The organism is Cellvibrio sp. GW822-FHT04B05 (assembly GCF_058800985.1).
Map to the genome: position 1 here is coordinate 165527 of NZ_JBXAMU010000004.1, position 24189 is coordinate 189715.

18 protein-coding genes are annotated in these 24189 nt (G+C 49.7%); 11 read left to right on the forward strand and 7 right to left on the reverse strand.

Annotated elements, in window-relative coordinates; genetic code table 11:
* Positions 1 to 586: 586 nt before the first annotated feature.
* The 3 genes from AC1RJL_RS13935 to AC1RJL_RS13945 all read right to left on the reverse strand — a co-directional run bounded on the left by AC1RJL_RS13935 (position 587) and on the right by AC1RJL_RS13945 (position 1608).
* Positions 587 to 820, reverse strand: a complete 234-nt coding sequence (locus AC1RJL_RS13935; protein WP_492915038.1) for a hypothetical protein — start codon at positions 818 to 820, stop codon at positions 587 to 589.
* 273 nt (positions 821 to 1093) lie between these two features.
* Positions 1094 to 1387, reverse strand: a complete 294-nt coding sequence (locus AC1RJL_RS13940; protein ID WP_492915040.1) for a hypothetical protein — start codon at positions 1385 to 1387, stop codon at positions 1094 to 1096.
* A complete protein-coding gene (locus AC1RJL_RS13945; protein ID WP_492915042.1) occupies positions 1384 to 1608 on the reverse strand; it encodes an addiction module protein in 225 nt (74 codons plus the stop codon). The genes AC1RJL_RS13940 and AC1RJL_RS13945 overlap by 4 nt, the downstream gene beginning before the upstream one ends.
* Positions 1609 to 2072: 464 nt before the next feature.
* Between AC1RJL_RS13945 and AC1RJL_RS13950 the strand changes: the two genes are divergently transcribed.
* The 3 genes from AC1RJL_RS13950 to AC1RJL_RS13960 all read left to right on the forward strand — a co-directional run bounded on the left by AC1RJL_RS13950 (position 2073) and on the right by AC1RJL_RS13960 (position 9255).
* Entirely contained in the window at positions 2073 to 4778 is a 2706-nt protein-coding gene (locus tag AC1RJL_RS13950; RefSeq protein ID WP_492915044.1) for a TonB-dependent receptor, read from the forward strand.
* A 332-nt stretch (positions 4779 to 5110) separates the two neighbouring features.
* Complete coding sequence (locus AC1RJL_RS13955; RefSeq protein ID WP_492915046.1) at positions 5111 to 7726, forward strand: cellulase family glycosylhydrolase; 2616 nt, start codon at positions 5111 to 5113, stop codon at positions 7724 to 7726.
* Between the two features lie 71 nt (positions 7727 to 7797).
* Entirely contained in the window at positions 7798 to 9255 is a 1458-nt protein-coding gene (locus AC1RJL_RS13960) for a glycoside hydrolase family 30 protein (protein ID WP_492915048.1), read from the forward strand.
* Positions 9256 to 9348: 93 nt separating this feature from the next.
* Here AC1RJL_RS13960 and AC1RJL_RS13965 read toward each other — a convergent pair whose 3' ends face one another.
* Entirely contained in the window at positions 9349 to 9645 is a 297-nt protein-coding gene (locus tag AC1RJL_RS13965; protein ID WP_492915050.1) for a hypothetical protein, read from the reverse strand.
* Positions 9646 to 9724: 79 nt separating this feature from the next.
* Here AC1RJL_RS13965 and AC1RJL_RS13970 point away from each other — a divergent pair, with 79 nt between their 5' ends.
* The 4 genes from AC1RJL_RS13970 to AC1RJL_RS13985 all read left to right on the forward strand — a co-directional run bounded on the left by AC1RJL_RS13970 (position 9725) and on the right by AC1RJL_RS13985 (position 13529).
* Positions 9725 to 10645 (forward strand): transaldolase family protein, encoded by a 921-nt coding sequence (locus AC1RJL_RS13970; RefSeq protein ID WP_492915052.1) that lies wholly within the window; start codon positions 9725 to 9727, stop codon positions 10643 to 10645.
* 208 nt (positions 10646 to 10853) lie between these two features.
* The gene (locus AC1RJL_RS13975) at positions 10854 to 11738 is read left to right on the forward strand and encodes a class I SAM-dependent methyltransferase (RefSeq protein ID WP_492915053.1); all 885 of its coding nucleotides are present in this window, start codon (positions 10854 to 10856) and stop codon (positions 11736 to 11738) included.
* A 179-nt stretch (positions 11739 to 11917) separates the two neighbouring features.
* Positions 11918 to 12727, forward strand: a complete 810-nt coding sequence (locus AC1RJL_RS13980) for a transglutaminase-like domain-containing protein (protein ID WP_492915055.1) — start codon at positions 11918 to 11920, stop codon at positions 12725 to 12727.
* A 4-nt stretch (positions 12728 to 12731) separates the two neighbouring features.
* Positions 12732 to 13529: an N-formylglutamate amidohydrolase gene (locus AC1RJL_RS13985; RefSeq protein ID WP_492915057.1), complete on the forward strand. Its 798-nt coding sequence runs from the start codon at positions 12732 to 12734 to the stop codon at positions 13527 to 13529.
* 88 nt (positions 13530 to 13617) lie between these two features.
* On the opposite strand, the gene AC1RJL_RS13990 is transcribed toward AC1RJL_RS13985, so the two are convergent.
* Complete coding sequence (locus AC1RJL_RS13990) at positions 13618 to 14583, reverse strand: MBL fold metallo-hydrolase (protein ID WP_492915059.1); 966 nt, start codon at positions 14581 to 14583, stop codon at positions 13618 to 13620.
* A 125-nt stretch (positions 14584 to 14708) separates the two neighbouring features.
* On the opposite strand from AC1RJL_RS13990, the gene AC1RJL_RS13995 reads away from it, so the two are divergent.
* Both AC1RJL_RS13995 and AC1RJL_RS14000 read left to right on the forward strand, forming a co-directional pair.
* Positions 14709 to 15653: a LysR family transcriptional regulator gene (locus AC1RJL_RS13995; RefSeq protein ID WP_492915061.1), complete on the forward strand. Its 945-nt coding sequence runs from the start codon at positions 14709 to 14711 to the stop codon at positions 15651 to 15653.
* Positions 15654 to 16014: 361 nt separating this feature from the next.
* Positions 16015 to 17685 carry a cellulase family glycosylhydrolase gene (locus tag AC1RJL_RS14000; RefSeq protein WP_492915063.1) on the forward strand — a complete coding sequence of 557 codons (1671 nt, stop codon included), beginning with the start codon at positions 16015 to 16017 and terminating at the stop codon, positions 17683 to 17685.
* 93 nt (positions 17686 to 17778) lie between these two features.
* Here AC1RJL_RS14000 and AC1RJL_RS14005 read toward each other — a convergent pair whose 3' ends face one another.
* Together AC1RJL_RS14005 and AC1RJL_RS14010 are read right to left on the reverse strand one after the other, a co-directional pair.
* Positions 17779 to 18519: a LytR/AlgR family response regulator transcription factor gene (locus tag AC1RJL_RS14005; protein ID WP_492915065.1), complete on the reverse strand. Its 741-nt coding sequence runs from the start codon at positions 18517 to 18519 to the stop codon at positions 17779 to 17781.
* Between the two features lie 33 nt (positions 18520 to 18552).
* Entirely contained in the window at positions 18553 to 19716 is a 1164-nt protein-coding gene (locus AC1RJL_RS14010) for a sensor histidine kinase (protein WP_492915067.1), read from the reverse strand.
* Between the two features lie 135 nt (positions 19717 to 19851).
* Between AC1RJL_RS14010 and argH the strand changes: the two genes are divergently transcribed.
* Together argH and AC1RJL_RS14020 are read left to right on the forward strand one after the other, a co-directional pair.
* Entirely contained in the window at positions 19852 to 21252 is a 1401-nt protein-coding gene (argH, locus tag AC1RJL_RS14015; protein ID WP_492915069.1) for an argininosuccinate lyase, read from the forward strand.
* 188 nt (positions 21253 to 21440) lie between these two features.
* Complete coding sequence (locus AC1RJL_RS14020; protein WP_492915071.1) at positions 21441 to 24182, forward strand: PAS domain-containing hybrid sensor histidine kinase/response regulator; 2742 nt, start codon at positions 21441 to 21443, stop codon at positions 24180 to 24182.
* Positions 24183 to 24189: the final 7 nt, after the last annotated feature.

The window sequence follows — 24189 nt, forward strand, 5'->3', positions numbered from 1 at the left end:
GTTTCAAATATTGATTGTTCTGGCCGCAGTCAGCGTAAATTAAAATTTAACAATCGCGCCAGGTTCGCACACTTCGTGTTTTGGACAGTTTGTAAGTCGCGCCTTTGTGGTTTTGCTGCACAAAAGTAATCCACAAAGTTACGATTTACAAACTGCACCTGTGCTCAGCATTAAATAGTGAGTAATGAATGAAAGTAACATTCACTGCAAGAGATGACTGGTTTTTTTATGCAGGGATTATTGCATTTTTGACGAAAGCAGCAGATTCCTATTTGAAGAATGAAAGCCCCATCATATATTTAATTGCGAGCGCCATCTTTCTCGTATTTCTGGTTCCTCTCTGGAGGGCTAGATGGTGCGCAAAATGCAATGTCAAATGTCAAAGAGGGCCTCAAGAAACTACTTTTATTAGCTATGAATGCCCAAAATGCAAAACTATTTATACAACCAAAATATCTGGTGGTTAATAAAGTAAAACTTTAACAAACGACTGAGGCGAACGATAAGACTGAACGTCGGCTCGACCGAAGCCGAGCTCTCTGTTACATTGAGTATGGATTTGTTGAGTAACAATACCCAACGGAAATCACGCGATAAAGCGCCCCTCAAAATACAAAGGTATTTTTTTAATCAGCTGTTTCCAGAATTCGGTTTTTTGCAGCATGGTTTGTTCTGCTTTAGCGAGGGATTCAAAAGTCTCCACCGGACGGTGACCACCTTCAAAGAGTTCGTAATACGATGTTACTGTTTGATGTTCGGGATCGTATTTTTCTACGAGGAAGATTTTGAAGAGTTCATTGCTTGAGATTATTTTTTTCATAATTTTTTCTCCTGTTCTTATATCTTTTATTCTAAATGAAAAATCAGAAATGCAAAGATATTCACAAATATTTAATTAAATTTGTGTCAAATCGTCACATTTATCAAGAGTTTGGAGTGTGAGATGGTTACAACTATCTGAAGTGCACCATGCAAGGGCATGGTTTTCGCATTTGAGTAGAAATTAAGTTTGATTTGTACCACTTAATCGTCAGAAAGCTATCGAGCGGTAGACATCGACCCGAATCAGATGGAAGTAAAAAGGGTACGTAGATTATTCAGTGCGGTTTTGCCAGTATCCCGGTTCGCGATGGAGGTTCATCACGGCAACCACTAACAACCTGTCTTTATCAACCATGTAGATAATTCCAAAGGGGAAGCGGCGCAGTAAGGTGCGGCGAAAGGTTGTATTTAATGAAGACCAAGCCTTAGGATATTTGATTGCGCGCTCCAAAGCCAAATTTGCCTCCAGAGCAAAAGCAAACCCTAAACCCGGCTCATAGGCTTCGTAATAATCGATAGCAGCAACAAACTCTGCTTCTGCGTCCGGATGGAATTCTGGAATCATTTATCAAAACGATTCCAGATTTTAGCGAAGACATCCTGTGCAGATACAGTCATTACTTTGCCGGATTTCAGTTCATCCAACCGGTGCTGTGCTGTTTCGAGCCACTGCTGATCAAGGTCAACAGAAGATGCATTAAGGCTGTGCAACAAGAAATCCGCCACTAAAGCTCGATCTTCCAACGGTAGTTCATTTGCTTCTGCAATTAATTGCTGCGCGTTCATAAAAACTCCATGATTAATTAAAACGAACCCACTATAGGCAGCCAGAAAGGATTGGACAAGGCTTGGTAACTATCAGGGCAATAAAATCTCATAGGAATTGCCTTGGTATCTTTTTTTGAGGCTTATCTTTTTTCCTCTCCCCGTTCGTTTGATCGAATCCGCATGCGTACAAACAAACCTGGCAAGGCTCCAGGCCAACATTTTTACCTCTCTATGTTTGTTACCCCATCAACAGCCGACATCCACCAAATATTTTATCCATTTGTATTTGTTGAGATTTCTTGGCGTTCGCCTCATTTCCACCAACAAAACTGGCGTTTAGTTAAACTTTTTGGTTCGGTTGCATGTGACCGGACGCGGCGCCTTATTCATCGCAGTTAAATAACTTCAGCACGGATGCCATGGCATGTGTGCCGATGAGAAAAACTAACGATAAATAACAAGCAAGCCACGAGACTATTATCATGAAACACACCCCCAACCACCTTCGTATAGTACGCAATTTGCGTGCGCCCCTGGCGTTAGCCATAGGTTTGATTAACGCCAGCTTGGTCCTGAATGTTCATGCGCAAGAGGCCATTAATGAAGGCGCCGGCAAGCTTGAGGAAGTGATCGTCACCGCGACCAAACGTGAAACCAATTTGATGGAAACCCCCATCGCCATCACCGTGTTTACCCAAAACGATTTGGACCGCGAAGGTATCGCCAATGTAAAAGACCTGTCGAAGATGGTGCCTAACATGGATATCACCCTCGATTCCGCGCGCTCGGCACCGGTAATTTCCATGCGTGGCGTGCGCTCTACCAACAACACTGAATTGGGCGATCCGGCAGTCGGCCTGCATTTGGATGGCATCTACTCACCGCGCCCGCAAGGCGCTATGGCATTGATGTTTGACGTTGAGCGCATTGAAGCGCAACGGGGGCCGCAGGGTACTTTGTTCGGCCGCAACTCCACTGTGGGCAATATCAACATCATCAGCAAACGCCCGGATGTTGAGAATGTTGATGCGAGCCTGGGTGTGGAACTGGGTCGCTGGAACCATGAGCAGGTGCGCGGCATGGTGAATATCCCGGTGACCGATACCTTTGCCCTGCGCGCTTCGTTTATGACTGAAGAGCGCGATTCTTACCTTGATGGCTATTATGATCCCAACCAGTGGGACAGACGCTTCCTGCCTGATTACGCCAAACGTGCGCCCGCCTATTCCGGCACTGCCGATGACCGCACCCGCGTGCAGACCAAACGCTGGTGGGGCGCCGCGCAAGATGTGGTGAAAGCCGACCCAAGCACGTTCTACAACAATTCCAACCAGCACGCCTTCCGTATCGCCGCACTCTGGATGCCAAACGATGATTTCTCCTGGCAGTTGGCGTATGAGCGCTTCCAGAACGATGGCGCCGGTAGCAGCGACAGCATCGATTGCAGCAAAGCCGCTAAAACTACGATGATGGACGGCGACACACCTGCGCCATTGCAAGGCTGTGAGAACGTCTATGGCCCAGGTGCCGATGAATACACCTTGATGGTGAACGTGCCCGGTATGCTCGACCAAACCATCGAAAACCTGCGCTCCAACGTGCGTTGGGATTTCAGCAACGACTTGGCGGTCGTGTACAACGCCGGTTGGGCAAAGCAAGTGCAATCCCAGCGTTCAGACCTGGATCGCGGTATTACCGATTGGGATATGTCCATGTTCTTCAACAAGGCGACCTTTAAATCCCAGTCCCACGAGTTGCAACTGCAATCCACTGGCGAGAGCAAATTGCAGTGGATCACTGGCCTCTTCTACTTTGAAGAGAACAACAACATGCAGGGTGGCATGACCCACTCGATGATGTTTGGCGAATACTGGAACCAGCCCGACCGCACCCTCGAATCCAAAGCGGCTTTTGCCCAAGGTACTTATGACCTGACTGATGATTTGGCGCTGACAGTCGGCTATCGCTACACCGAAGATATGAAAGAAGACGTGGGCGGACGCGGTGCGCAATGCTGGGATTGGCACCCGAACGAAGCGGATGCATCCGCCAATGGCGGCCGCTGCTTCCCGGCGTGGGATCACGGCGCCTTTAACTTGCTGCCCCAACATTATTTCACCAACGCCAATATCTATCGCACCAATGCCAGTAACGACAACCACGGCAAGTGGGATTACCAGAATTATCGCCTCGGTTTGGACTACGACATTAGCGAAGACACCATGGTGTTCGGTTATGTCGCCAACGGCAATAAAGGCGGCGGCATCGGCGATGTGATCGTGCAAACCAAACAGGACCCGCTCACCGCTGATTACGTGCTGGATGAAAACGGCGACGCGATCATCGAAAAACGCTGGCAGTTGACCTATGACGAAGAGGAAGTGGTGACTTGGGAAACCGGTATCAAATCCGATCTGTTTGACAAATCGTTGCGCCTGACCGCCACCTTCTTCTACAGCGAATATACGGATATGCAGGTGAGCAACGTCAAGCCGCTGTTCGTAACTTACGCCAAAGAGAAAGATCCGCAAACCGGTGTTGAAACCGGCAATATCACCAGCAACGCCGCTTATTCAACCGTGACCGACAACATCGGCAAAGCGGAGATCAAAGGCCTCGAATTCGAATTCGACTGGGCGATGACCGGCAATGACCGTGTACGTGGCCACTTCACTTGGCTGGATACGGAAATCGTGAGCGATTTTGTACAACAGTGGGCGTTCGCCGCGACTGACCTCTACCAAATCGACCAGGCGGCGTCAGTTGATCCGACTAATACCCTGATCCGCGCCAACCTCAAAGGCAATGAGTTGCCCTCATCGCCCAAGTTCTCGATCAACGTCAATTACAGCCACGATTTCAACCTGGGCGGCGGCGCGCTGATACAGCCCTGGGTGGGCGTGAACTGGCGCGATGACAGTTACTACAGCTACTTCAATGTGGATAAACACATCGAGAAGTTTGTAACTGATACCCCGGAAGCCTTTAGCGATACCCGCCCGGCGGTGACTTACGTCAATTTGGGAATCAAGTACGTGGCTCCGGACGATCACTGGAACCTGGAAGCCTTCGTCAACAACGCGACTGACGAAGTAGATTTCTATTGGGCGAGCGGTGGCGATGGCTTGATTAAAGGGCCTGTATCGATGCCGCGTTTTTACGGCATCCGCGCCAACTATAACTTTTAATCAATGAGACCTTATTGTTTTCCAACCCCATTTTTGGGGTTCTCCCTGGGTTCAAGAAAAGTCAGTCATAGCGGAGGTAACAATGTTTGATGTCAGTTACCAAAGCCTTTTCTTGTAGCCTCTTGCGCCCCGTGCCTGCACGGGGCTTTTTTGTACGGCGTTCGATCAATTCAGACTCCCAGTTTAGGTCGAACCTAAACTGAGCCAGTTCGAGTAAATTTAAACGGGCGCTAGCCTTTGTTAACTCATTCAGGATTCTCGCGGCAAAGGACGTTAAGTCTTATACAAACAGCCTCACACAATAAGTACCAACAATAAATAGAGAATCCGCTATGACTAATTCCATCAGCAAAATCCCGTTTATCAACTTGAAAACCAGCTTGCTCAGCACCTGCATCATCGGCCTTGTTGCCTGTGGCGGAGGTGGTGGTGGCGGCAAATCATCCAGCAGCACTCCGGCAAGCTCATCTGTCGCCTCGATAGCACCATCGTCTGCAAGCGCCTCAAGCAGTAGTGTCGCGCCGGATGAAGGCATCACCATGCTCAAAACCGATGGCACCAAATGGGTGAAAGCCAGCGGTACGCCCATCCTGCTCAAAGGCACCAATCTCGGTAACTGGTTAGTACAAGAGTTCTGGATGATGGGCCAGGGCGGCAATGGTGTACACGACCAATGCACCCTCGAGGCCAAACTCACCGAACGCTTCGGCTATGACGAAAAAGAGCGCCTGATCAAATTATTCCGCGACAACTGGATCAAAGAGCGCGACTGGGACCAGTTAAAGGCGTTCGGATTTAATGTCGTACGCCTGCCCATTTTGTGGAGCGTGATCGAGGACGAAAAAAATCCTCGAACCCTGCGTGCCGATGCATGGCATTACATTGACTGGACCATTGCCGAAGCAAAAAAACGCGGCATTTATGTAATCCTTGATTTACACGGCGCCATTGGCGGCCAAACGCCTAATGACCACACCGGTTGCTCCGGCCAAAACAAGTACTGGACCGATACCGAATACCAGGATCGCACCAAGTGGCTGTGGGAACAAATCGCCACACGGTACAAAGATGAACCTGTTGTTGCCGCCTATGACCCACTCAATGAGCCATGGGGTTCAACCGCTGAAGATATGGCGGTGCGCGTCAATGAGCTGTACGACACCATCCGCAAGATCGATGATAAACACATCATCATGCTCCACAGCCACTACGGCAGTATTGATGTGTACGGCGATCCGGCCGCGACCGGCAAGACCAATGTCGCCTTCCAACTTCACCCCTATCCCGGCCTGTTTGGTGATCGCCCGAGCGACACCCACTATGACATCCACCGCGATTGGCTCAAGTGCGGCCAAACCGGCACTGCTGGCGTATGCGATTGGAACACCCGCCTGACCGCGCTTAAAACTCCAATGCTGATGGGCGAATTCCAGCCCTGGCAAGGTGCGGGCGCAGGTGAAAATGAACTGGGCGGAAAAATCGGTGCGGCGACTTATGACATCTTCGCCTCCTACGGCTGGGCATCGACCAGTTGGTCCTACAAGCTTGTGAGCGTGGCGGGCGGCCAAGGCCGCGGTACCTGGGGCATGGTGACCAATGAGATCAATACCAACCTGGATACCGGTGTCGGCCTGATTACCAAAGCCAGTACCTGGGATTGCAACAACTGGGATTCCACCTTCGCCAATGCCTGCGCCAAAAAAGCCACGACCATTACCGCGGGCGGCACCGGCGACAAGACTTACTACCTGGTAGTCAAGACCGGCGCTAACGGCGGCGCTAATCCGGATGTGACTTTCGATAGCATCAGCCTGAAAAACGCCACCACCGACGAAGAGCTGCTCGCTAATAGTAACTTCGGCGCAAGCGGCGGCTGGTCTGAACTGAGCATCAGCGGCTCGCTCAATTACAACTACAACAGCACTGATGCCAGTAAAGCGCCAACCGGTAGCAGCGGCCCGGTACTGCATATCACCCGTCCTGCCGGGGTCGATGGTGAAATCAACGGTGCTATCTACCAGCAAGTTACCCTGAAAGGCGGCCAGACCTACAACTTTAGCGGTGTATTCAAAGGCAATAGCAGCGTAAATACCTGGGCGGAGATCTATTTGATCGAAGACGCACCGGTTGCCGGGAAAGATGTGGTCGATAACGCCGGCAAAGTGGATTTCACCACTGCACCGGTTGAAGCGATTGAAGCTCTATTCAAGAGCTACGGCGAAGTGGGTTATGACGTGCACACCGGTCTGGCCAAGTGGCTGGTAACCGATGAACACAACGACGTGTTCGATTATCCGGCGCGCCCAGCCAACGTCGCCCTGGTCCAAACCGGTAGCAATGTTGCACTGACCTGGACCGCGGTTACCGGTACCGGCATTACTTACAACGTCTATCGTGCGACCAGTGCCGGTGCGAAAGGCACGCTGGTAGCGGAAGGTCTCACCATCACTCAATTTGCCGATACGGGCCTGAGTGAAGACGAAACCTACTACTACTCAGTGGCCGCGAAAAATGCCATCGCCGAAGGCTATACCAGCACACCGGCCAACACCCAGCTGCTGTATGTTGCGGTGCCAGCAAAAATCGAAGCAGAGAAGTTCACTGCGATGAGCGGCATCCAGACCGAAACTACCGGCGATACCGGTGGTGGCCTCAACGTGGGTCACTTCGATGCGGGTGATTACATCGAGTTCAAAATCAAAGCGGAAACCGCCGGTAATTACACCATCGATTACCGTCTTGCCACCCAACCGGGCAGCACCGGTTTTGAAGCATTGATTGATGATGTCGTGGTCGATACCCAAACCGTTGCAGCAACGGGTGGCTGGCAAACCTACGTCACCAAAACCAGTGCGGTATTTGCGTTGAGTGCGGGCAACCACACGTTGCGCTTACGCTCCGTCGGCAAGGAATGGAATCTCAACTGGATTGAAATTAAAAAGCAGTAACACCCAAATTGGATGCCCGCAGGTGCGGGCATCCAATTTAAAACTTTACCCAAAAACCAGAGAACATATTTATGAATGCACCAGTGAAGAATAAGCACCTGAAAAAACTCTTGATCGCGCTCGCGATTGCGAGCCCCAGCCTTGGCCTGCATGCGGCCGACGACGCTGCCAACACAAAAACACTGAGTGTTTATACCACCGCAAAAGATACCAACCAACGCTTGAGCCTCACCGATACGCTTACGCTTACGCGCGCGCAACAAAATCCGGAAACCGACATCGCGATTTACGTAAATCCGGAAAAAACCTATCAAACCTTTTTGGGGATCGGTGGCGCCATCACCGATGCGAGCGCCGAAACCTTTGCCAAATTAAACAGCAAGAAAAAAGCGGAATTTTTAAAAGCCTATTACGACAAAGAAAAAGGCATCGGCTACAGCCTGCTGCGCACCACCATCCACAGTTCCGACTTCAGCAGCGGCAGCTACACCTACATTAAAGAAGGCGATAAAGAATTGAAAACATTCAGCATCGATCACGATAGAAAATATCGCCTGCCGATGCTGAAAGCAGCTATCAAAGCTGCCGGTGGAAAAATTACCACCTACGCAAGCCCCTGGAGCGCGCCTGCGTTTATGAAAGACACCAACCAGATGTTACAAGGTGGAAAATTATTGCCTGAATACAACAACACCTGGGCCACCTATTACACCAAATTTATTAAAGCCTACGAAAAAGAAGGTATCCCGATTTGGGGTATCACCATCCAAAACGAACCTATGGCAAAACAAACCTGGGAATCGATGATTTTCACAGCGGAAGATGAGCGCGATTTCTTGAAAAATCATCTCGGCCCGGTAATGCAAAAAGAAGGCTTGGGCGATAAAAAAATTATCGTCTGGGACCACAACCGCGATTTGATCGTACATCGCGTCAATACCATCCTGGGCGATCCTGATGCCGCAAAATATGTCTGGGGTGTTGGCTTCCACTGGTACGAGACCTGGACCGGTGCAAAACCGCTGTACGGCAATGTGGCTGAAGTTGCCAAAGCCTATCCCAATGTAAATTTACTGCTCACTGAAGCCACCGTAGAAAAATTCAATGCCGAGCGCTATCACTACTGGCCAAACGCCGAGCGTTATGGCGATTCATTGATTAACGATTTCAATTCCGGCGCGGTAGCCTGGACCGACTGGAATATCTTGCTCGACAACACCGGCGGCCCCAACCATGTCGGTAACTTCTGCTTCGCACCTATCCACGAAAATAACGGTGAATTGATTTACACCCCGAGCTACTATTACCTCGGCCACTTCTCCAAATTCATCCGTCCCGATGCAAAACGCGTAAGCGCCGTATCCAGCCGCAGCGTGTTGCAAACCACTTCCTTTATCAATGCTGATAATAAACTTGCCACGGTAGTAATGAATAGCAGCGATACCGCCGTTAACTACCGTATCTACATCGGCAACCAGGAAACCAAAGTCACCATCCCTGCACATGCGTTGCAGACATTGGTGTACTAACATTCACACGGAAATTGAAATAAACAAAACCCGCTCCGGCGGGTTTTTTATTGGCTGCTGATTTTATGAGGGGAAATATGAAAAGAAAAAGGCCTAAGACTCAAAGGCAACACTCAGTAAAAACAATGTATCATTACTAAAATCTTGCTCATGCGACCACTCAATCGCGTCCGAAAGCACCTTAACGAGTTTAAAGTAATTATCGTCTTTCAACTCACAAAAAATTCCCTTATCAAGGCAGGGAGAAACATCAAAGCCCGAAAGCTTACGCATAGAAAGATCTATAGCCAATGTAACAACAGGTAATGGTGCTTCCTCACGGGTTTTGAAACAGTGCGGGTTTGTTTTGCAGTGCAAAAAAAACCGGCGACCTGGATGTTGTTCATGCATATCCGGGACAACATAAATGCTATAACGAGAACCACTAATGCCAAATCAGCTTGAACAAATAAGGGCGATGAGTCCAATCGTGACAGATAGTATCGACATCGATGCTATCAAGAAATTTTCGTCCACTGACGTGAACATTGACTCGGCGAAAGTGCTGACTGCGATTCGTGAACCAAGCAACGCGCATCTGATTAAAGAAGCGATAGAGTTAGCAAAAGATGACCGCTGGGGCCAAAACTATAAACAGGTAATTATTAATAAACTGATCACCAATATCGGATTGGATATTTTAAAAAATATCTCCGGGCGCATCGCGATAGATATTGATGCAAACCTATCATTTGATAGCGACGGCATTATTGGTAAAGCGCGGGAATTGGTAGATTCCTATCGCAATGCTCGTATAGATCCGTCGCGTATCCTGATTAAAATCCCCGCCACGTGGGAGGGTGTTCAGGCAGCACATCAATTAAAGCGCGAGCAAATACAGTGCAGCGTTGGATCGGTATACAGCTTTATTCAGGCGCAAGCTTGTGCGGCAGGGGAAGTATTCCAGATTGCAATTCCCGTTGGCACGACGAGCGATTGGTATAAAAAAAATGAGCCGGGAGTAGACTATTCAGGCACTAACGATCCCGGTGTAGCCACACTCAAATCTATTTATCAATACTATAAATATTTCGGTTATCCCATTCGTATTATAGGCACCGGCTTTAATAATATCGCACAAATCCAGGCGTTGGCTGGATGTGATCGACTGGCAATAACGCCTACATTATTGGATGAGCTGCGCCAACACAATGGTTCGCTGGAACGACAACTCACCGCGCCTATCGCTGCACCTGTAGATGAACACCCAAGCGCAATAGCTGAAAAAGAATTTCGTTGGGATTTCAATACCAATGTGATGGCTCATGCAAAACTGGCTGAGGATATACGCTCGCTTGCTGATATCCAATATCAGATTGAGCAAATCATCAGCCAGTCGCTGGAAGAATAATCGTCAGGTTTTTGCGTCTTCCGCAATTGATTGAGGTGAGTGGTATTGGAAAATATTTTAGAAAGGCAATCACATCACGTCAGTTGCCTTTTGTCATGAAAGCAATTTGGCAGCCTGTGTTAATAAGGGTAAATAGATAAATTCTGTTAGCAATTCCATCACATCAGGCTTTATTGTTATATACCCCGAACCTCAAAGGAAAATAAGCATGAACAAACTTTTCGTACTCGGCGCCGCACTACTCTTGCAAAGCTGTACCGGTGTGGTCGATCACACGGGTACTGCCACCTTAACCGATGCCGACAAAAAGAAATTGGTCGCCATCACCCAAAGCATGCCCGCTGAGCACCAGGCTCGCTATGTGGCACGCCATCCAGTAGAAACACTCGAATTCTTCGGCATTAAACCGGGCGATACAGTGGTGGAAGCATTACCAGGCGAAGGCTGGTACTCCAAAATATTGCTACCCTATTTAGGCCCTAAAGGTCGTTTGATCGGAGCGGATTACAGCCTGCAGATGTGGCCGGAGTTTGGCTGGGCAAATGCAGAATTTATTGCCAAGCGTAAGAGTTGGCCAGCGGAATTTACTGCCGATGCAAAAACCTGGGGCGGCCCCGAGGGTGCATCGGCTGAGGCTTATACCTTTGCAGACTTGCCCGCCGAATTAACCGGCAAAGTGGACGCGGTGTTATTTATCCGTGCACTGCATAATCTCGCGAACTTTGATGCCAAGGGCAATTATTTGAAGCAAGCGCTCGCCGAAACGCATCGTGTACTTAAACCCAATGGTGTGGTGGGTATTGTGCAACACGCCATCGCGGAAGATAAACCAGATGCATGGGCTACCGGTAGCCGCGGTTATTTAAAACGTTCGGCATTGATCAGTGCGATGACCGCCGCCGGTTTTGTATTTGTGGGTGAAAGCGATATCAATAAAAATCCGAAAGACGATCCACAAGATAATGAGACTGTATGGCGTTTACCGCCAAACATGGGCGCAGAGGAAAACAAAAAAGCATCGCCAGCGAAAAATGAAGAATACCGGGCGATTGGCGAATCTAACCGCGTGACGTTATTATTCAAAAAAAGTTAATGTAGCGGCGTTTGCTTTCCGCAAGATCATCATCAGTTGCATTCAAATGGATGCAACTGATGTCCTCCCAAAAAACCCTTCCACTGCATTTTTGTATGCGCGCCGACGAACAGACAACCAATGTCCAAAAGAGGCTATCTGACACGTCCGCTCACAAAAATTATTTGAGGAAGTTAAGTATGCATATCCGCTTGGGTTACGAGCTAATTTACGAATGCCCACAACCAACACCGATGTTGCTCACCTTAAATCTGCACCATACCCGTGCGTCCGATATTCTCGCTCCCGACCATATCGTCACTAATCCACCCGTACCGGTCACGACCTATCGCGATGATTTCGGCAACTGGTGCAGCCGCATTGTCGCACCACCCGGTGAGTTTCGTATTGCAACAGATGCACTCATCAAGGATACCGGCTTGCCTGATCCTGTTTATATCAATGCGCAGCAACATGCGGTAGAAAACTTACCCTCAGATACGCTCGTATTTTTGCTGGGTAGCCGTTATTGCGAAACGGATCGTTTATCAGAAACTACATGGAACCTGTTTAGCAATACACCGCCAGGTTGGCAGCGCGTACAAGCCATCTGCGATTTTGTGCACAACCATATTCAATTCGGTTACCAGTACGCTCGCTCTACTAAAACCGCACTCGAAGCCTATAATGAAAAAGTCGGTGTGTGCCGCGACTTTACGCATTTGGCGATTACCTTTTGTCGCTGCATGAATATTCCAGCCCGTTATTGCACCGGTTATTTGGGTGATATAGGCGTACCCGTTTCCCCTAACCCAATGGATTTTTCTGCGTGGTTTGAAGCTTATCTCGATGGGCAATGGCATACCTTTGATGCACGCAATAATATCCCTCGCATCGGTCATATTCTGATTGCACGTGGCCGCGATGCTACCGATGTTCCTATCACCAACGCCTTTGGGCCAAATACGTTAAAAAGTTTTAAAGTTTGGACTGACGAAGTAAAAAATTGAACCTATGAAAAACAATCAGCCGTCATCACCATTGTTATTACCCACCGAAGCTGCTCCGTTTGAAATATTCAATGAGCAGGGGATCAGCAATTTGGTGCTGGTGTGCGACCACGCCTCCAATCGCGTTCCTGCATGCCTGGAAAAATTGGGATTAACCGATGCACAATTAACTGATCATATCGGGTGGGATCCGGGGGCAGTTGAAGTAGCGCGGTTACTGGCAAAAAATCTCGACGCGCCATTAATAACAAGTGGGTATTCCCGCCTGGTTATTGACTGCAACCGACCGCTTGTGAGTAGCGAATTAATCCCTGAGCAAAGTGCGGGAGTAATAATTCCCGGCAATCAACATTTATCCGTGCAGGAACGTGCCCGGCGTATTGAACAATTATTCACTCCCTACCACCAAGCCATTAATAATGTATTAGATGGACGTTTGCATGCAAATCCGAAACGTCCGATTATTTTTCTGAGCATACACAGTTTTACGCCGTTTCTTTTTAACCAGCAACGACCCTGGCATATTGGTGTATCACATAAAAGTGATAGCCGCTTCGCACAACGTTTATACAATGCCCTCACACAAGAGCACGATATCACGGTAGGATTTAATCAACCCTACCCGATTGAAGATGCGTTTGATTACAGCATTCCCACCCATGGCGAATCACGCGGATTACCCAGCGCCATGATTGAAATCAGGCAAGATGGCTTAATCAATCAAGTGGGAATTGAAAACTGGGCAGATCGTATTACAAAGGCTTACCGATCAATCGATTTTGATTCCTGGCAAATAACATAAGGCAGCGATTCACGTTATGCGAATCACTGCCGCTATTACTTTCGTAATATTTCTCGCTGAAAAACATTCTCAAAAAAATGCAATCGAATTAACGAATTTGCGTAAAATTTACCGGAATCCATTCGTAAGCTTTAGCTTCTTTGCGCAAGTGACCAATGCCCGGAAATTGGATATGCGAAGCGGCAAACAGCACACCTTGTTTTGCGCCATCGGTAAATATTTTCCCGCGCTCTGCGGCCGCTTGTTTCTGGTCGCTATCAAATGCGATGGTCACTTCCGGATGCTCCAACTGAACAGCATTCACATGAATCAAATCGCCGATCACCCATAATTTTTCTCCCTGACTTTCTACTTTATAAATCGTATGGCCAGCGGTATGACCGTATGTGGCATAGGAAGTTATTCCAGCGGCAATCGTTGTATTGCCGTTAAAGGGAATAAATTTTTTCACTGCAACATAGGGGCTTAACGACGCTATTGCGTTTTTGTAGCCGTCTTTTTGATCGGCGGGCGCGCTATCCAGACCCTTTTGGTTGAGCCAGAAGTCTGTGTCTTTTTTATCGGCATGCACAATGGCATTGGGAAATGCCAAGGCATTGTTAGCAATTAATCCACCGATATGATCGGCATGCAGGTGGGTGAGATAGATATCGTCGATTTGCGCCGGCGTGTAACCCGAGGCTTTTAAATTGGCGATCAATTTACCCAGGGTTGGTCCGAATAAACTGCCCGTGCCAGCATCGATCAAGATCAGTTTATTACCGGTGTTGATCAGGAAGGCATTCACTGACGTTTCCAATGGCGCTTTTAGATAGGCCTGCGCAAGCGCAGCATGGGTTTTTGCTTCTGGCTGGGTGAGTAATTTGTCCACCGGCAAATCGATAGTGCCATCATTCAGCGCGGTGATTTCAAATTCACCCAACATCATCCGGAAATAACCGGGTGCCGATGTTTTTGCCATGGGCGCTGCAGCCATGGCCGCAACATTGGTTAATCCGCTGGCAAATGCGAGCAGGACAAGACTGGTGCGGAATGCTTTTTTAACGATAGACATAATTTCCTCTGGGCTGAAATACCCGGTTGTTGGCAGTGAGGAAAGTCTATTTCGTTGCAAAAATCCGAACAATAATCAAAAATGCAAACCATCTTTGCAAATTACGCAACCAACTGGATCACCCCATGCTCGATGCCATACGTATTTTTCTCGCTGTTGCGACTAGCGGAAACCTCTCGGAAGTTGCGCGCAAAGAAGGCGTCGCCGCCTCGTCGATCTCGCGCAAGATCGATGCGCTGGAAGAGGAATTGGGCTTTAAATTATTCCTGCGCTCATCACGCTTAATTGCGCTGACAGATGCGGGCGAGCAATTTTTGCCGCGCGCTAACGCGATTTTATTGGAGATGGATGAAGCCAAAAATGCCATGGCCGATTTAAATGCCGAACCCCAGGGATTGCTTACCATTACCGCACCAGCGTCATTTTCGCGTTTGCATGTCGCACCTGCTGTTGCGCGATTCCTCAAACGCTATCCACTGATGGAAATTGAATTGCACGCAAGCGATGGCGTTGTGGATTTATCGTCGCAGCGCACCGATGTTGCTATCCGTGTCGGAATTTTGCCGGACAGCGATTTGGTGGCGACTCATTTGGCACCCTTCCGGAGGATAGTCTGCGCCAGCCCGGATTACCTCGCTCGCCATGGCTACCCTGCGACTCTGCATGATGTAGAGCAACACAATTGCCTTTCACTCGCCACCGGTGTCTCGACCGTGTGCGGTCTATGGACCTTTGCTGGATTAAATCGCGACGCCGCTCTACCCGTGCGCGGAAATTTCCGCACCAACGATATTAATTCGTTACTCCAAGCCGGGGTCGAAGGCATAGGTATTGTTCATCTCGCCAGTTGGCTGGTGAGTGATTTGATTATTGCCGGAAAACTGATTGCATTATTTCCCGATGCACCGGCGATTCCCGTCCGCGTGCAACCTGCAATTCATGCCGTGCGCCTGCCCGGCCGCTCACACGCAACGAAAGCGCAATTATTTATCGCGCATTTACGTGAAGATTTTGGTTCGCCGCCTTATTGGGATCGCGCGATTGCACAATTGATAAACCCAAACGCATGACGATATGAATCAACCCTGATTTCACATTTGTGCACCAGCACACTATCCCTCCCGGTTTGAATGCTTGTTATTTGCGACTGAAGAGGATTACCATGTAACCGATTACAAATACTTGCACTATATCACCCCGATAATAACGACAGATTCTTCCTCTCCAGAGAATCGCTACAGGGGCAGCTGATGTTTGTAATCGCGCCAAACACAATCGCAGTGCAATTACCAGTACTACAAATCCAACATTAGAGATGGATATTTTCCCGAGCCGAACTGCATCTGCAGCCGATGCAGTTTGATAACAATAACGTTTGATTGCAGTCATTTGCTCGCATCAGCAGAGCCATTGCTGCCAAAAGGAACCTCTATGAAAAACCTGATGACATCTAAAAACTCGCTACTGAAAAAAACGGCTTTAGCCTTGATTACCTCAGCTATGGTCGCTCCGGCATTCGCTGGCTGGACTGTCAGCGGCACGCAAGTACTTGACCCCAATGGCAACGCGTTTGTATTTCGCGGTGTGAACCACGCGCACACCTGGTATGCCGACCGCCTGGCCCAATCGCTGCGCGATATAGCTGCGACCGGCGCTAACTCGGTGCGCGTCGTGTTGAGTAACGGCACCCAGTGGTCGCGCAATAACGGCGCCGATGTGACCAACGTGATCAACCAATGTAAGGCTAACAAACTGGTATGCGTGCTTGAAGTGCACGACTCCACTGGCTACGGTGAAAGCGCCGCCGCTACCCATATTAGCCGCGCGACCGAATATTGGTTGAGCAGCGATATCAAAGCGGCCATCACCGGCCAGGAAGATTATGTAATCGTGAATATCGCCAACGAACCCTTTGGCAATAGCACCTCGGCAGCAACGTATACCGCCGACCACATCACCGCGATACGCGCATTACGTGCTGGCGGCCTGACCCATATGTTAATGGTCGATGCCGCCAACTGGGGACAGGATTGGCAGAACGCGATGCGCGACAATGCGCCCGGCATCCTCGCCGCCGACAGCCTGAAAAACGTCTTGTTTTCGGTACACATGTACGAGGTCTACAACAACGCCAGCATTGTGCAGGGCTATTTGAGCAGTTTCCAAACCCGCGGCCTGGCGATTATCGTCGGCGAATTCGGGGCCGAGCATAACGGCAGTAACGTGGCGGAAGAAGCAATTTTGCAATATGCACAGGATCAGGGGATTGGTTATCTGGGCTGGAGCTGGTCGGGTAATGGCAGCTGCTGTGTGCCGCTCGATATAGTCAACAATTGGAATGCCAGTTCGCTAAGTACCTGGGGCAACTTCCTGATCAACAGCGCCAACGGCATTAAAGCCACATCCAAACTGGCGACCAATTTCAGTGGTAATGCAAGCAGTGTGCGCTCCAGTGTTGCGCCAAGTTCGGTTTCATCTTCATCGATTGCACGCAGTTCTTCATCAATAGCACCTGGCAGTTCTTCAGTCGCAAATGGCGGCACCTGTAATTGGTATGGCAACCGCTACCCAATTTGCGTCACCAGCAATAGTGGCTGGGGTTGGGAGAACCAGCAAAGCTGCGTTGGCCGCACCAGTTGCGCCGCATTGCCAGCACCTTGGGGGATCGAAGGTAGTGCTGCATCCAGCACCGCACCAAGCTCGACTCCGGCATCCAGTAGCAGAAGTAGCATTGCGCCCAGTTCAATTCCCGCCTCAAGTTCGGTGCCTGCATCCAGCCGATCATCCAGCAGCCAAGCGACCGGCGGCGGCGTAAGTTGTACCTATGTAGTGAGCAATTCGTGGGGTGCAGGTTTTACCGGTGCAATCCGTGTGACCAATACCGGCACCAGCGCAAAATCCGGCTGGACGGCAAGTTGGAGTTATTCCGGCAGCAACCGCATCACCAGTTCATGGAATGCAACGCTCAGTGGCAGCAATCCATACACCGCAACCAACATCAGTTGGAATGGCAATATCGGTGCAGGGCAAACGATTGAGTTCGGTTTTCAAGGCAATACCAACGGCAGCAGCGTGGAAACGCCAACGGTAACTTGCCGCTGATTTTTCTGCCCGACCAACAGTAAACTCCAGCACAAAAAAATGCCCGCCATTAACATACATGGAGGGCATTTTTTAAAGCGTGATAACAATTGGTTACATCATTTTTAATAATTCTTTTAGATCACTTACATGGCGCCGACTGATCACCGGACGCAATTCGGTATCCGCCAAACGTATTTGATATTGCCCTTGGGCAGTGCGCTCCAGTGCTTCAATATGTTTAACCGACACCAGCGAATTGCGATGCACACGCACAAAGCGCGCACCAAATTCTTCTTCCAATTCTTTTAACGTCTCGTCGAGCAAATGTTCGCCGTTGCGATGATAAACCGTCACGTATTTGTGATCGGCGAGAAAATAACGCACATCATCGAGCGGAATTAATTCAACGCCGCGACGGGTTTTTGCGGTGATATGGGTGCGCTGGTTTTCGACTTTGGGTTCAGTCGTTTTTTGCGCGGCTACCCGCTGGATTTTATTGAGCTTTTGCGCTTTCTCCAGCACTTGCAATAACTGCTCGGCCTTCACCGGTTTTAGCAAATAACCGACAGCGTTAGTGCCAAATGCATCCAGCGCGTATTGATCAAACGCGGTGCAAAAAATAACGGCGGGCGCGTCTTCCAGTTCGGCAATATCCTGCGCGAGATTCAAACCATCGCGACCGGGCATGCGGATATCAAGCAGCACTATATCCGGATCATGTTGAGTGATAGCAACCAGCGCATCCTCGGCATTATCTGCTTCGGCGATGACACAAAATCCTGCGATTTTTTCCACCATCCGCACCAGGCGTTGTCGCGCAAGCGCTTCATCGTCAACAATTAAAATATCCATTGTTATTGTCTCAATTTGTTGATTTTATTGTGATCACACGGTTAAGGGACAAAAAATATAGGTGGTGAATACACCGTTCTCTGCGCTGCTGGATAAACGCGCCGCCGTGCCAAAATGGGCGGTAAGGCGGCGGCGGATATTATCCAACGCCATGCGATTATGGCGCTGCGCCTGTTCGCCATTGCGCGGATTTTTTTTCGCCAACAAATACGGATTGCTAATCACGATACTTAACTGCTTATCGTTCTGTGAAACTTTGACCGTAATCGTCCCGCCCTTGGGCAAAGGTTCGATGCCGTGAAAGATGGCGTTTTCCACCAGCGGCTGCAACATCAAACTGGGAATTTTCAGCTGTGGATTATAGCTGCCCATTTGCCAGTCCAATTGCAAACGCCGCCCCAAACGCAAACATTCAATATCCAGATAGTGTTTGCATAAACTCAGCTCGCGCTCCAACGGAATCAGCGTCGGCTCGGCAAGGCTTGCACGGAATAATTCCGATAGATCCTCCACTACCCGCTCTGCCGTTTCCGGTTCGGTGCTGATCAGGCTCGCAATGGAATTCATACTGTTAAATAAAAAGTGCGGCCGGATACGCGATTGCAACGCCTGGATACGCGCCTGCATTTCCGCTTGCTGCTGGTTGCGCAATTGTTGCTGCAAATAGAGATAGCGCAGCAAAATACCCGACAAGATCGCCGCAACCGCCATGTTGTTAAGCAGCAGCCAACCATCGAAACTGAACTGCTGATCGCCCACAAAGGCGAGGCCGCTCGCACCATAAATAATCCATTGGCCGGCGATACACAGCACCAGCGTTATCGCCAACACCAGCGCGTAACTGACACAGCCGGCGCGCACATGATCTTGTCGCCCCAGCCAAAACCGCAGGCGACACAGTGCGATTGCACTGAACACCACAATCCATTGCACCTGCACGGAAATCAGTGCGAGCTTGTCCCAATTAAAATGCTGCAAGCCGGACGAAGCGCTGATCGTCAGCAAGACTGCCAACAACTCCGCGACCAACACCAACAGGAACACCGCCTGGCTGCTGCACAAATCCGGCAAAAACGGCGTAGCCGGTTCAACCGGCACCGGGCGCGCCGCCTTTCCCTTAATACCCATAGAGGCCTTGGGCGTGGGCTGAATGCTGGTCTCGTTATCTGGCGCTTTCATTGTTGCAGCGGCTTCCATTAATAGGTCTTTTAAAGAGGCATTGAGCTATAATGCGCGGCCCCGGCACCCTGACTACCTTGGGTGCCAAGGTGAATGGTAGCCTAAACGCACCCGTCGCCTCCTTCATTCTTTCAAGATTGTGGACACATGCTCATGAGCCAAAACGATCAGCCCATCAAACCCTGGGGCGGCCGCTTCAGCGAAGCCACCGACGCCTTTGTCGAGCGTTTTACCGCCTCCATTGGTTTTGATTACCGCCTTTACCACCACGATATCAACGGTTCTATTGCCCACGCCACCATGCTCGCCAAAGTCGGTGTGCTCACCGAGGCCGAGCGCGACCAGATTATTACCGGTTTGGAAGAAATTCGTGCGGAAATCGTTGCCGGTAAATTTACCTGGTCAGTGAGCCTGGAAGATGTGCACATGAACATTGAAGCGCTGCTCACCCAGCGTATCGGCATCACCGGCAAAAAACTGCATACCGGACGCTCGCGCAACGATCAAGTCGCCACCGATATCCGCCTTTATTTGCGCGACGAAATCGATGCTATCGCAAAAGAACTGACCCGCTTGCAACAAGGTTTGCTGCAAGTGGCCGAAGCCAATGCCGACACCATCATGCCCGGATTCACCCATTTACAAACGGCACAGCCAGTGACCTTTGGCCATCATTTATTAGCCTGGTTTGAAATGCTGCAACGCGATTTCGGCCGCCTGCAGGATTGCCGCAAGCGCGTCAACCAATCGCCCCTCGGCGCCGCTGCACTCGCCGGCACCACCTACCCCATCGACCGCGCCTATACCGCACAATTGCTGGGTTTTGATGCACCGACCGAAAACTCGCTCGACTCCGTGAGCGACCGTGACTTCGCCATCGAATTCGCCGCGTTTGCCAGTATCCTGATGATGCACTTGTCGCGTGCGAGCGAAGAGCTGGTGCTGTGGACCTCATCGCAATTCAGCTTTATCGATTTGCCGGATCGTTTCTGCACCGGTTCCTCGATCATGCCGCAAAAGAAAAACCCCGACGTACCCGAACTGGTGCGCGGTAAGACCGGCCGTGTTTACGGCCATTTGACCGCCTTATTGACGCTGATGAAATCCCAGCCATTGGCCTACAACAAGGACAATCAGGAAGACAAAGAACCGGTTTTTGATGCAATCGATACCGTAAAAGATTGCCTGCGCGCCTTCGCTGATATGGTTCCCGCTATCCAACCGCGTAAAGAAAAGATGTACGAAGCCGCCAAACGCGGCTTCTCTACCGCCACCGATTTGGCGGACTACCTCGTCCGTCGCGGCGTACCTTTCCGCGATGCGCATGAGATTGTCGGTAAGTCAGTCGCCCACGGCGTGCAAACCGGCAAAGATTTGTCCGAAATGAGCCTGGCCGAGCTGCAACAATTCTCTACCGTCATCGAGCACGATGTGTTTGCCGTATTGACGCTGGAAGGTTCAGTCGCTGCCCGTAACCACATCGGCGGCACTGCGCCGGCGCAAGTAAAAGCGGCAGTTGTACGTGCCAAGGCGAGCCTCGAAAGCCGTAATTAAGCGCACATCTGCAAACCGAAAAAGGCCGTATCCTGAAACAGGATGTGGCCTTTTTTTACGTTCGTCGGTTGCTGGCACCAAAAACTACATTTTTTGCGCTATTGCTGGTATTCGCATCGAAATCGACTAGCCTTTTAAACTGGCAGTCCATTTTTTTGTAAAGCCAAAAACCAAGGCATAACGCGACGATGGGGAAAAAATCATTGCATTCAGGAGAATCTGAAGAAGAACTGGCAGCAAAAATTCAGCTGCTGGAGGATGAACTCGTCTCGTTAAAACATGCCTTGCAAACCAAACACGCCGTCAACCGACTGCAACAATCAGCACTGGGCGAACAACCGGACGGCGAAGAAGCACCAACCCCGAAAGGCAGCGTCAATCAAGAAGGCCCCCTCTTCGACGAAATCTGGGTGATGGAAACCCTGAAATTTCTGGTCAAACAACAGCACGTCAAAAGTATCCAGCAAGTACTCATGCAAATCGGCAATTTGCTGGCGCTACGGGAAATCGGCCTGTGGAATTGGGATGCCAATGCTGCCACGACCAACCTGCTCAACCAGTGGTGTGCGGGCGATCTGGATGAAAACACCCGCCTGCATTTGCAAGATCCGGAGTGGTTCCAGTATCTGCTCAAACCCGAATCCAGTTATTTCCGCCAGCTGCGCGATGCCAATGCATTGATGCTCAGCGCCGCCGACCACGATATGGCGGACGCCACCAAAAGCCTGCGCGAACACGCTATTTTCAACACGCTGATTATTCCGCTGTGCGAGCACAATCAACTGCGCGGCTTCATGACCTTACACCGCAACAATCCGCGCACCTGGCATCCGCAAGATATTAAAGCGCTCACCAGTTTACTCGGCTGGCTGTTCCGCTTTATGCATCAGCACGAGCAATTACGTGTGATGGGCGACCGCGATACCCGCTACCAATATGCGATGGAAGCGACCAACGACGGTTTGTGGGACTGGAATTTACACACTGGCAAAATTTATTTCAGCCGCAGTTATTTGCGCATGCTCGGTTACGATTACGAAGACCTGCCCGGTAACCTCGACACCTTGCGCGATTATTTTGTCCACCCGGATGACGTGGACAATATGTTCAGCGAATATCAGGCAGCGATTGATAACAATCGCGAATCCCTGCAATTACAATTTCGCATGCTGCACCGCGATGGCCAGACAATTTGGGTACACTCCAAAGCGAAATTTTTTGAGCCGGATAATCAAGGCCGCTGCATGCGCTGCGTTGGTGTGAATACCGACATCACCGATTTTATGAGCTCGCGTGAAGAATTGCTCAGTGCCAAAGCGCAAGCTGATCTCGCCAATAAAACCAAAAGTGAATTTCTTGCACGCATCAGCCACGAAATTCGTACACCGATGAATGCAATTATTGGTATTGGTTATTTAATGCATGACACGCAATTGGATGAGCAGCAACAAAGTTATCTCAGCAGCATTAATTCCGCCGCCGATTCACTCCTGCAGATTATTAACCAACTGCTCGACTTCTCCAAAATCGAAGCAGGTCGGGTAATCCTTGAATTCGCACATTTTGACCTCGACCAACTATTTGAAAAATTATCGCGCCTGTTTGAAATTAGCGCGCTGCATCGAACAGTGGATATTGTGTACGACATTAAACCTGATGTGCCGCGCTTTTTGCGTGGCGACGCATCGCGCTTGAGCCAGATCCTCGGTCATCTGATCAGCAATGCGTTTCAATATTCCAACACCGATCAGGTGGTAGTGCGTGTCGCCCGCCAAGGCCAAAGTGCCAAGCAAGTGATGCTGCAATTTACCGTTGAAGATTCCGGCTTGGGCATGACCAAAGAAAAACTGGCGCACATTAAAGAGCGGTTAGTATTTAATAAACACACACCGGAAACAGAAAAAAATACCTACGGGTTGGGTATCTGCAGCCATCTCGTGCATTTAATGCAGGGCGAATTCACTATTGAATCAGCGCTCAACCAAGGTTGCAAAGTGACTTTCACTGCATCTTTTGAGCACAGTCACCTGGGCGAAAAAACACTGATCAACCAACCGCGCGATTTAAATGCTATCCGCACTCTGATTGTGGATGACAACACCATTGCGCGTACGATTATTGCCAGCACCGCGCGCAGCATCCATTTGCAAGTGGATGAAATTGATAATCCTATCAGTGCCTTGGAACGCATCCGGCAAGCTGATAATTTAGGCCAGCCTTATCATTTTGTATTGCTCGATTATCGCATGCCTAATATGAATGGCTTGCAGCTCACTGGCCTGATCAAATCAGATCGCACCCTCAAACAAAAACCGCGTGTATTTTTAATCTCTGCTTATCATCGCGACGAAATTTCCAGCGCGGATCCCAATGCTATTTTAGTGGATGAATTTTTAAGCAAACCGGTAAGCGAATCGCGCTTGTTTGATGCGATCAGCCAAGCGATTGGCCGCGAGCAATTATTGCAGGAGCTTAGTCCGGAAATTATTACGCCCGGCGATATTCAGGAATTACTGGAAAACGCCAGGGTGTTGATTGCGGAAGATAATATCGTCAACCAACAAGTCATCCGCGGCATTCTCAAGAAGAAAAAAATCGATACCGTCATTGCCGTCAATGGTATTGAAGCCTTGCAATTACTGGAAAGCGCCAGTGAGCCTTTTGATGCTATTTTGATGGATTTGGAAATGCCGGAAATGGATGGCATAGAGGCAACCCAGCGCATTCGTGCCGGGCAATTGCGCTCCAATAACCTGCAACAAAATATTCCTATTGTCGCCGTAACTGCGCAGGCGATGCGCGGCGACCGTGAACGCTGCCTCGCGGCCGGCATGAATGGCTACTTATCCAAACCGGTTAATCCTGAATTACTCTACAGCACCCTCGCGGATATTTTACGCAAGAAAAAAGTCACTAACGACAATCCGTAACAACGCC

Excerpts from the sequence above, each read along its gene's own strand:
- AC1RJL_RS14005 (WP_492915065.1), bottom strand. The coding sequence starts at position 18,519 with ATGGATATTTTAATTGTTGACGATGAAGCGCTTGCGCGACAACGCCTG.
- AC1RJL_RS13965 (WP_492915050.1), bottom strand. The coding sequence starts at position 9,645 with ATGCATGAACAACATCCAGGTCGCCGGTTTTTTTTGCACTGCAAAACA.
- AC1RJL_RS14020 (WP_492915071.1), top strand. The coding sequence starts at position 21,441 with ATGGGGAAAAAATCATTGCATTCAGGAGAATCTGAAGAAGAACTGGCA.
- AC1RJL_RS13955 (WP_492915046.1), top strand. The coding sequence starts at position 5,111 with ATGACTAATTCCATCAGCAAAATCCCGTTTATCAACTTGAAAACCAGC.
- AC1RJL_RS13990 (WP_492915059.1), bottom strand. The coding sequence starts at position 14,583 with ATGTCTATCGTTAAAAAAGCATTCCGCACCAGTCTTGTCCTGCTCGCA.
- AC1RJL_RS13980 (WP_492915055.1), top strand. The coding sequence starts at position 11,918 with ATGCATATCCGCTTGGGTTACGAGCTAATTTACGAATGCCCACAACCA.
- AC1RJL_RS13995 (WP_492915061.1), top strand. The coding sequence starts at position 14,709 with ATGCTCGATGCCATACGTATTTTTCTCGCTGTTGCGACTAGCGGAAAC.
- AC1RJL_RS13985 (WP_492915057.1), top strand. The coding sequence starts at position 12,732 with ATGAAAAACAATCAGCCGTCATCACCATTGTTATTACCCACCGAAGCT.
- AC1RJL_RS14000 (WP_492915063.1), top strand. The coding sequence starts at position 16,015 with ATGAAAAACCTGATGACATCTAAAAACTCGCTACTGAAAAAAACGGCT.
- AC1RJL_RS13940 (WP_492915040.1), bottom strand. The coding sequence starts at position 1,387 with ATGATTCCAGAATTCCATCCGGACGCAGAAGCAGAGTTTGTTGCTGCT.
- argH (WP_492915069.1), top strand. The coding sequence starts at position 19,852 with ATGAGCCAAAACGATCAGCCCATCAAACCCTGGGGCGGCCGCTTCAGC.
- AC1RJL_RS13975 (WP_492915053.1), top strand. The coding sequence starts at position 10,854 with ATGAACAAACTTTTCGTACTCGGCGCCGCACTACTCTTGCAAAGCTGT.
- AC1RJL_RS13950 (WP_492915044.1), top strand. The coding sequence starts at position 2,073 with ATGAAACACACCCCCAACCACCTTCGTATAGTACGCAATTTGCGTGCG.
- AC1RJL_RS13960 (WP_492915048.1), top strand. The coding sequence starts at position 7,798 with ATGAATGCACCAGTGAAGAATAAGCACCTGAAAAAACTCTTGATCGCG.
- AC1RJL_RS14010 (WP_492915067.1), bottom strand. The coding sequence starts at position 19,716 with ATGGAAGCCGCTGCAACAATGAAAGCGCCAGATAACGAGACCAGCATT.
- AC1RJL_RS13935 (WP_492915038.1), bottom strand. The coding sequence starts at position 820 with ATGAAAAAAATAATCTCAAGCAATGAACTCTTCAAAATCTTCCTCGTA.
- AC1RJL_RS13945 (WP_492915042.1), bottom strand. The coding sequence starts at position 1,608 with ATGAACGCGCAGCAATTAATTGCAGAAGCAAATGAACTACCGTTGGAA.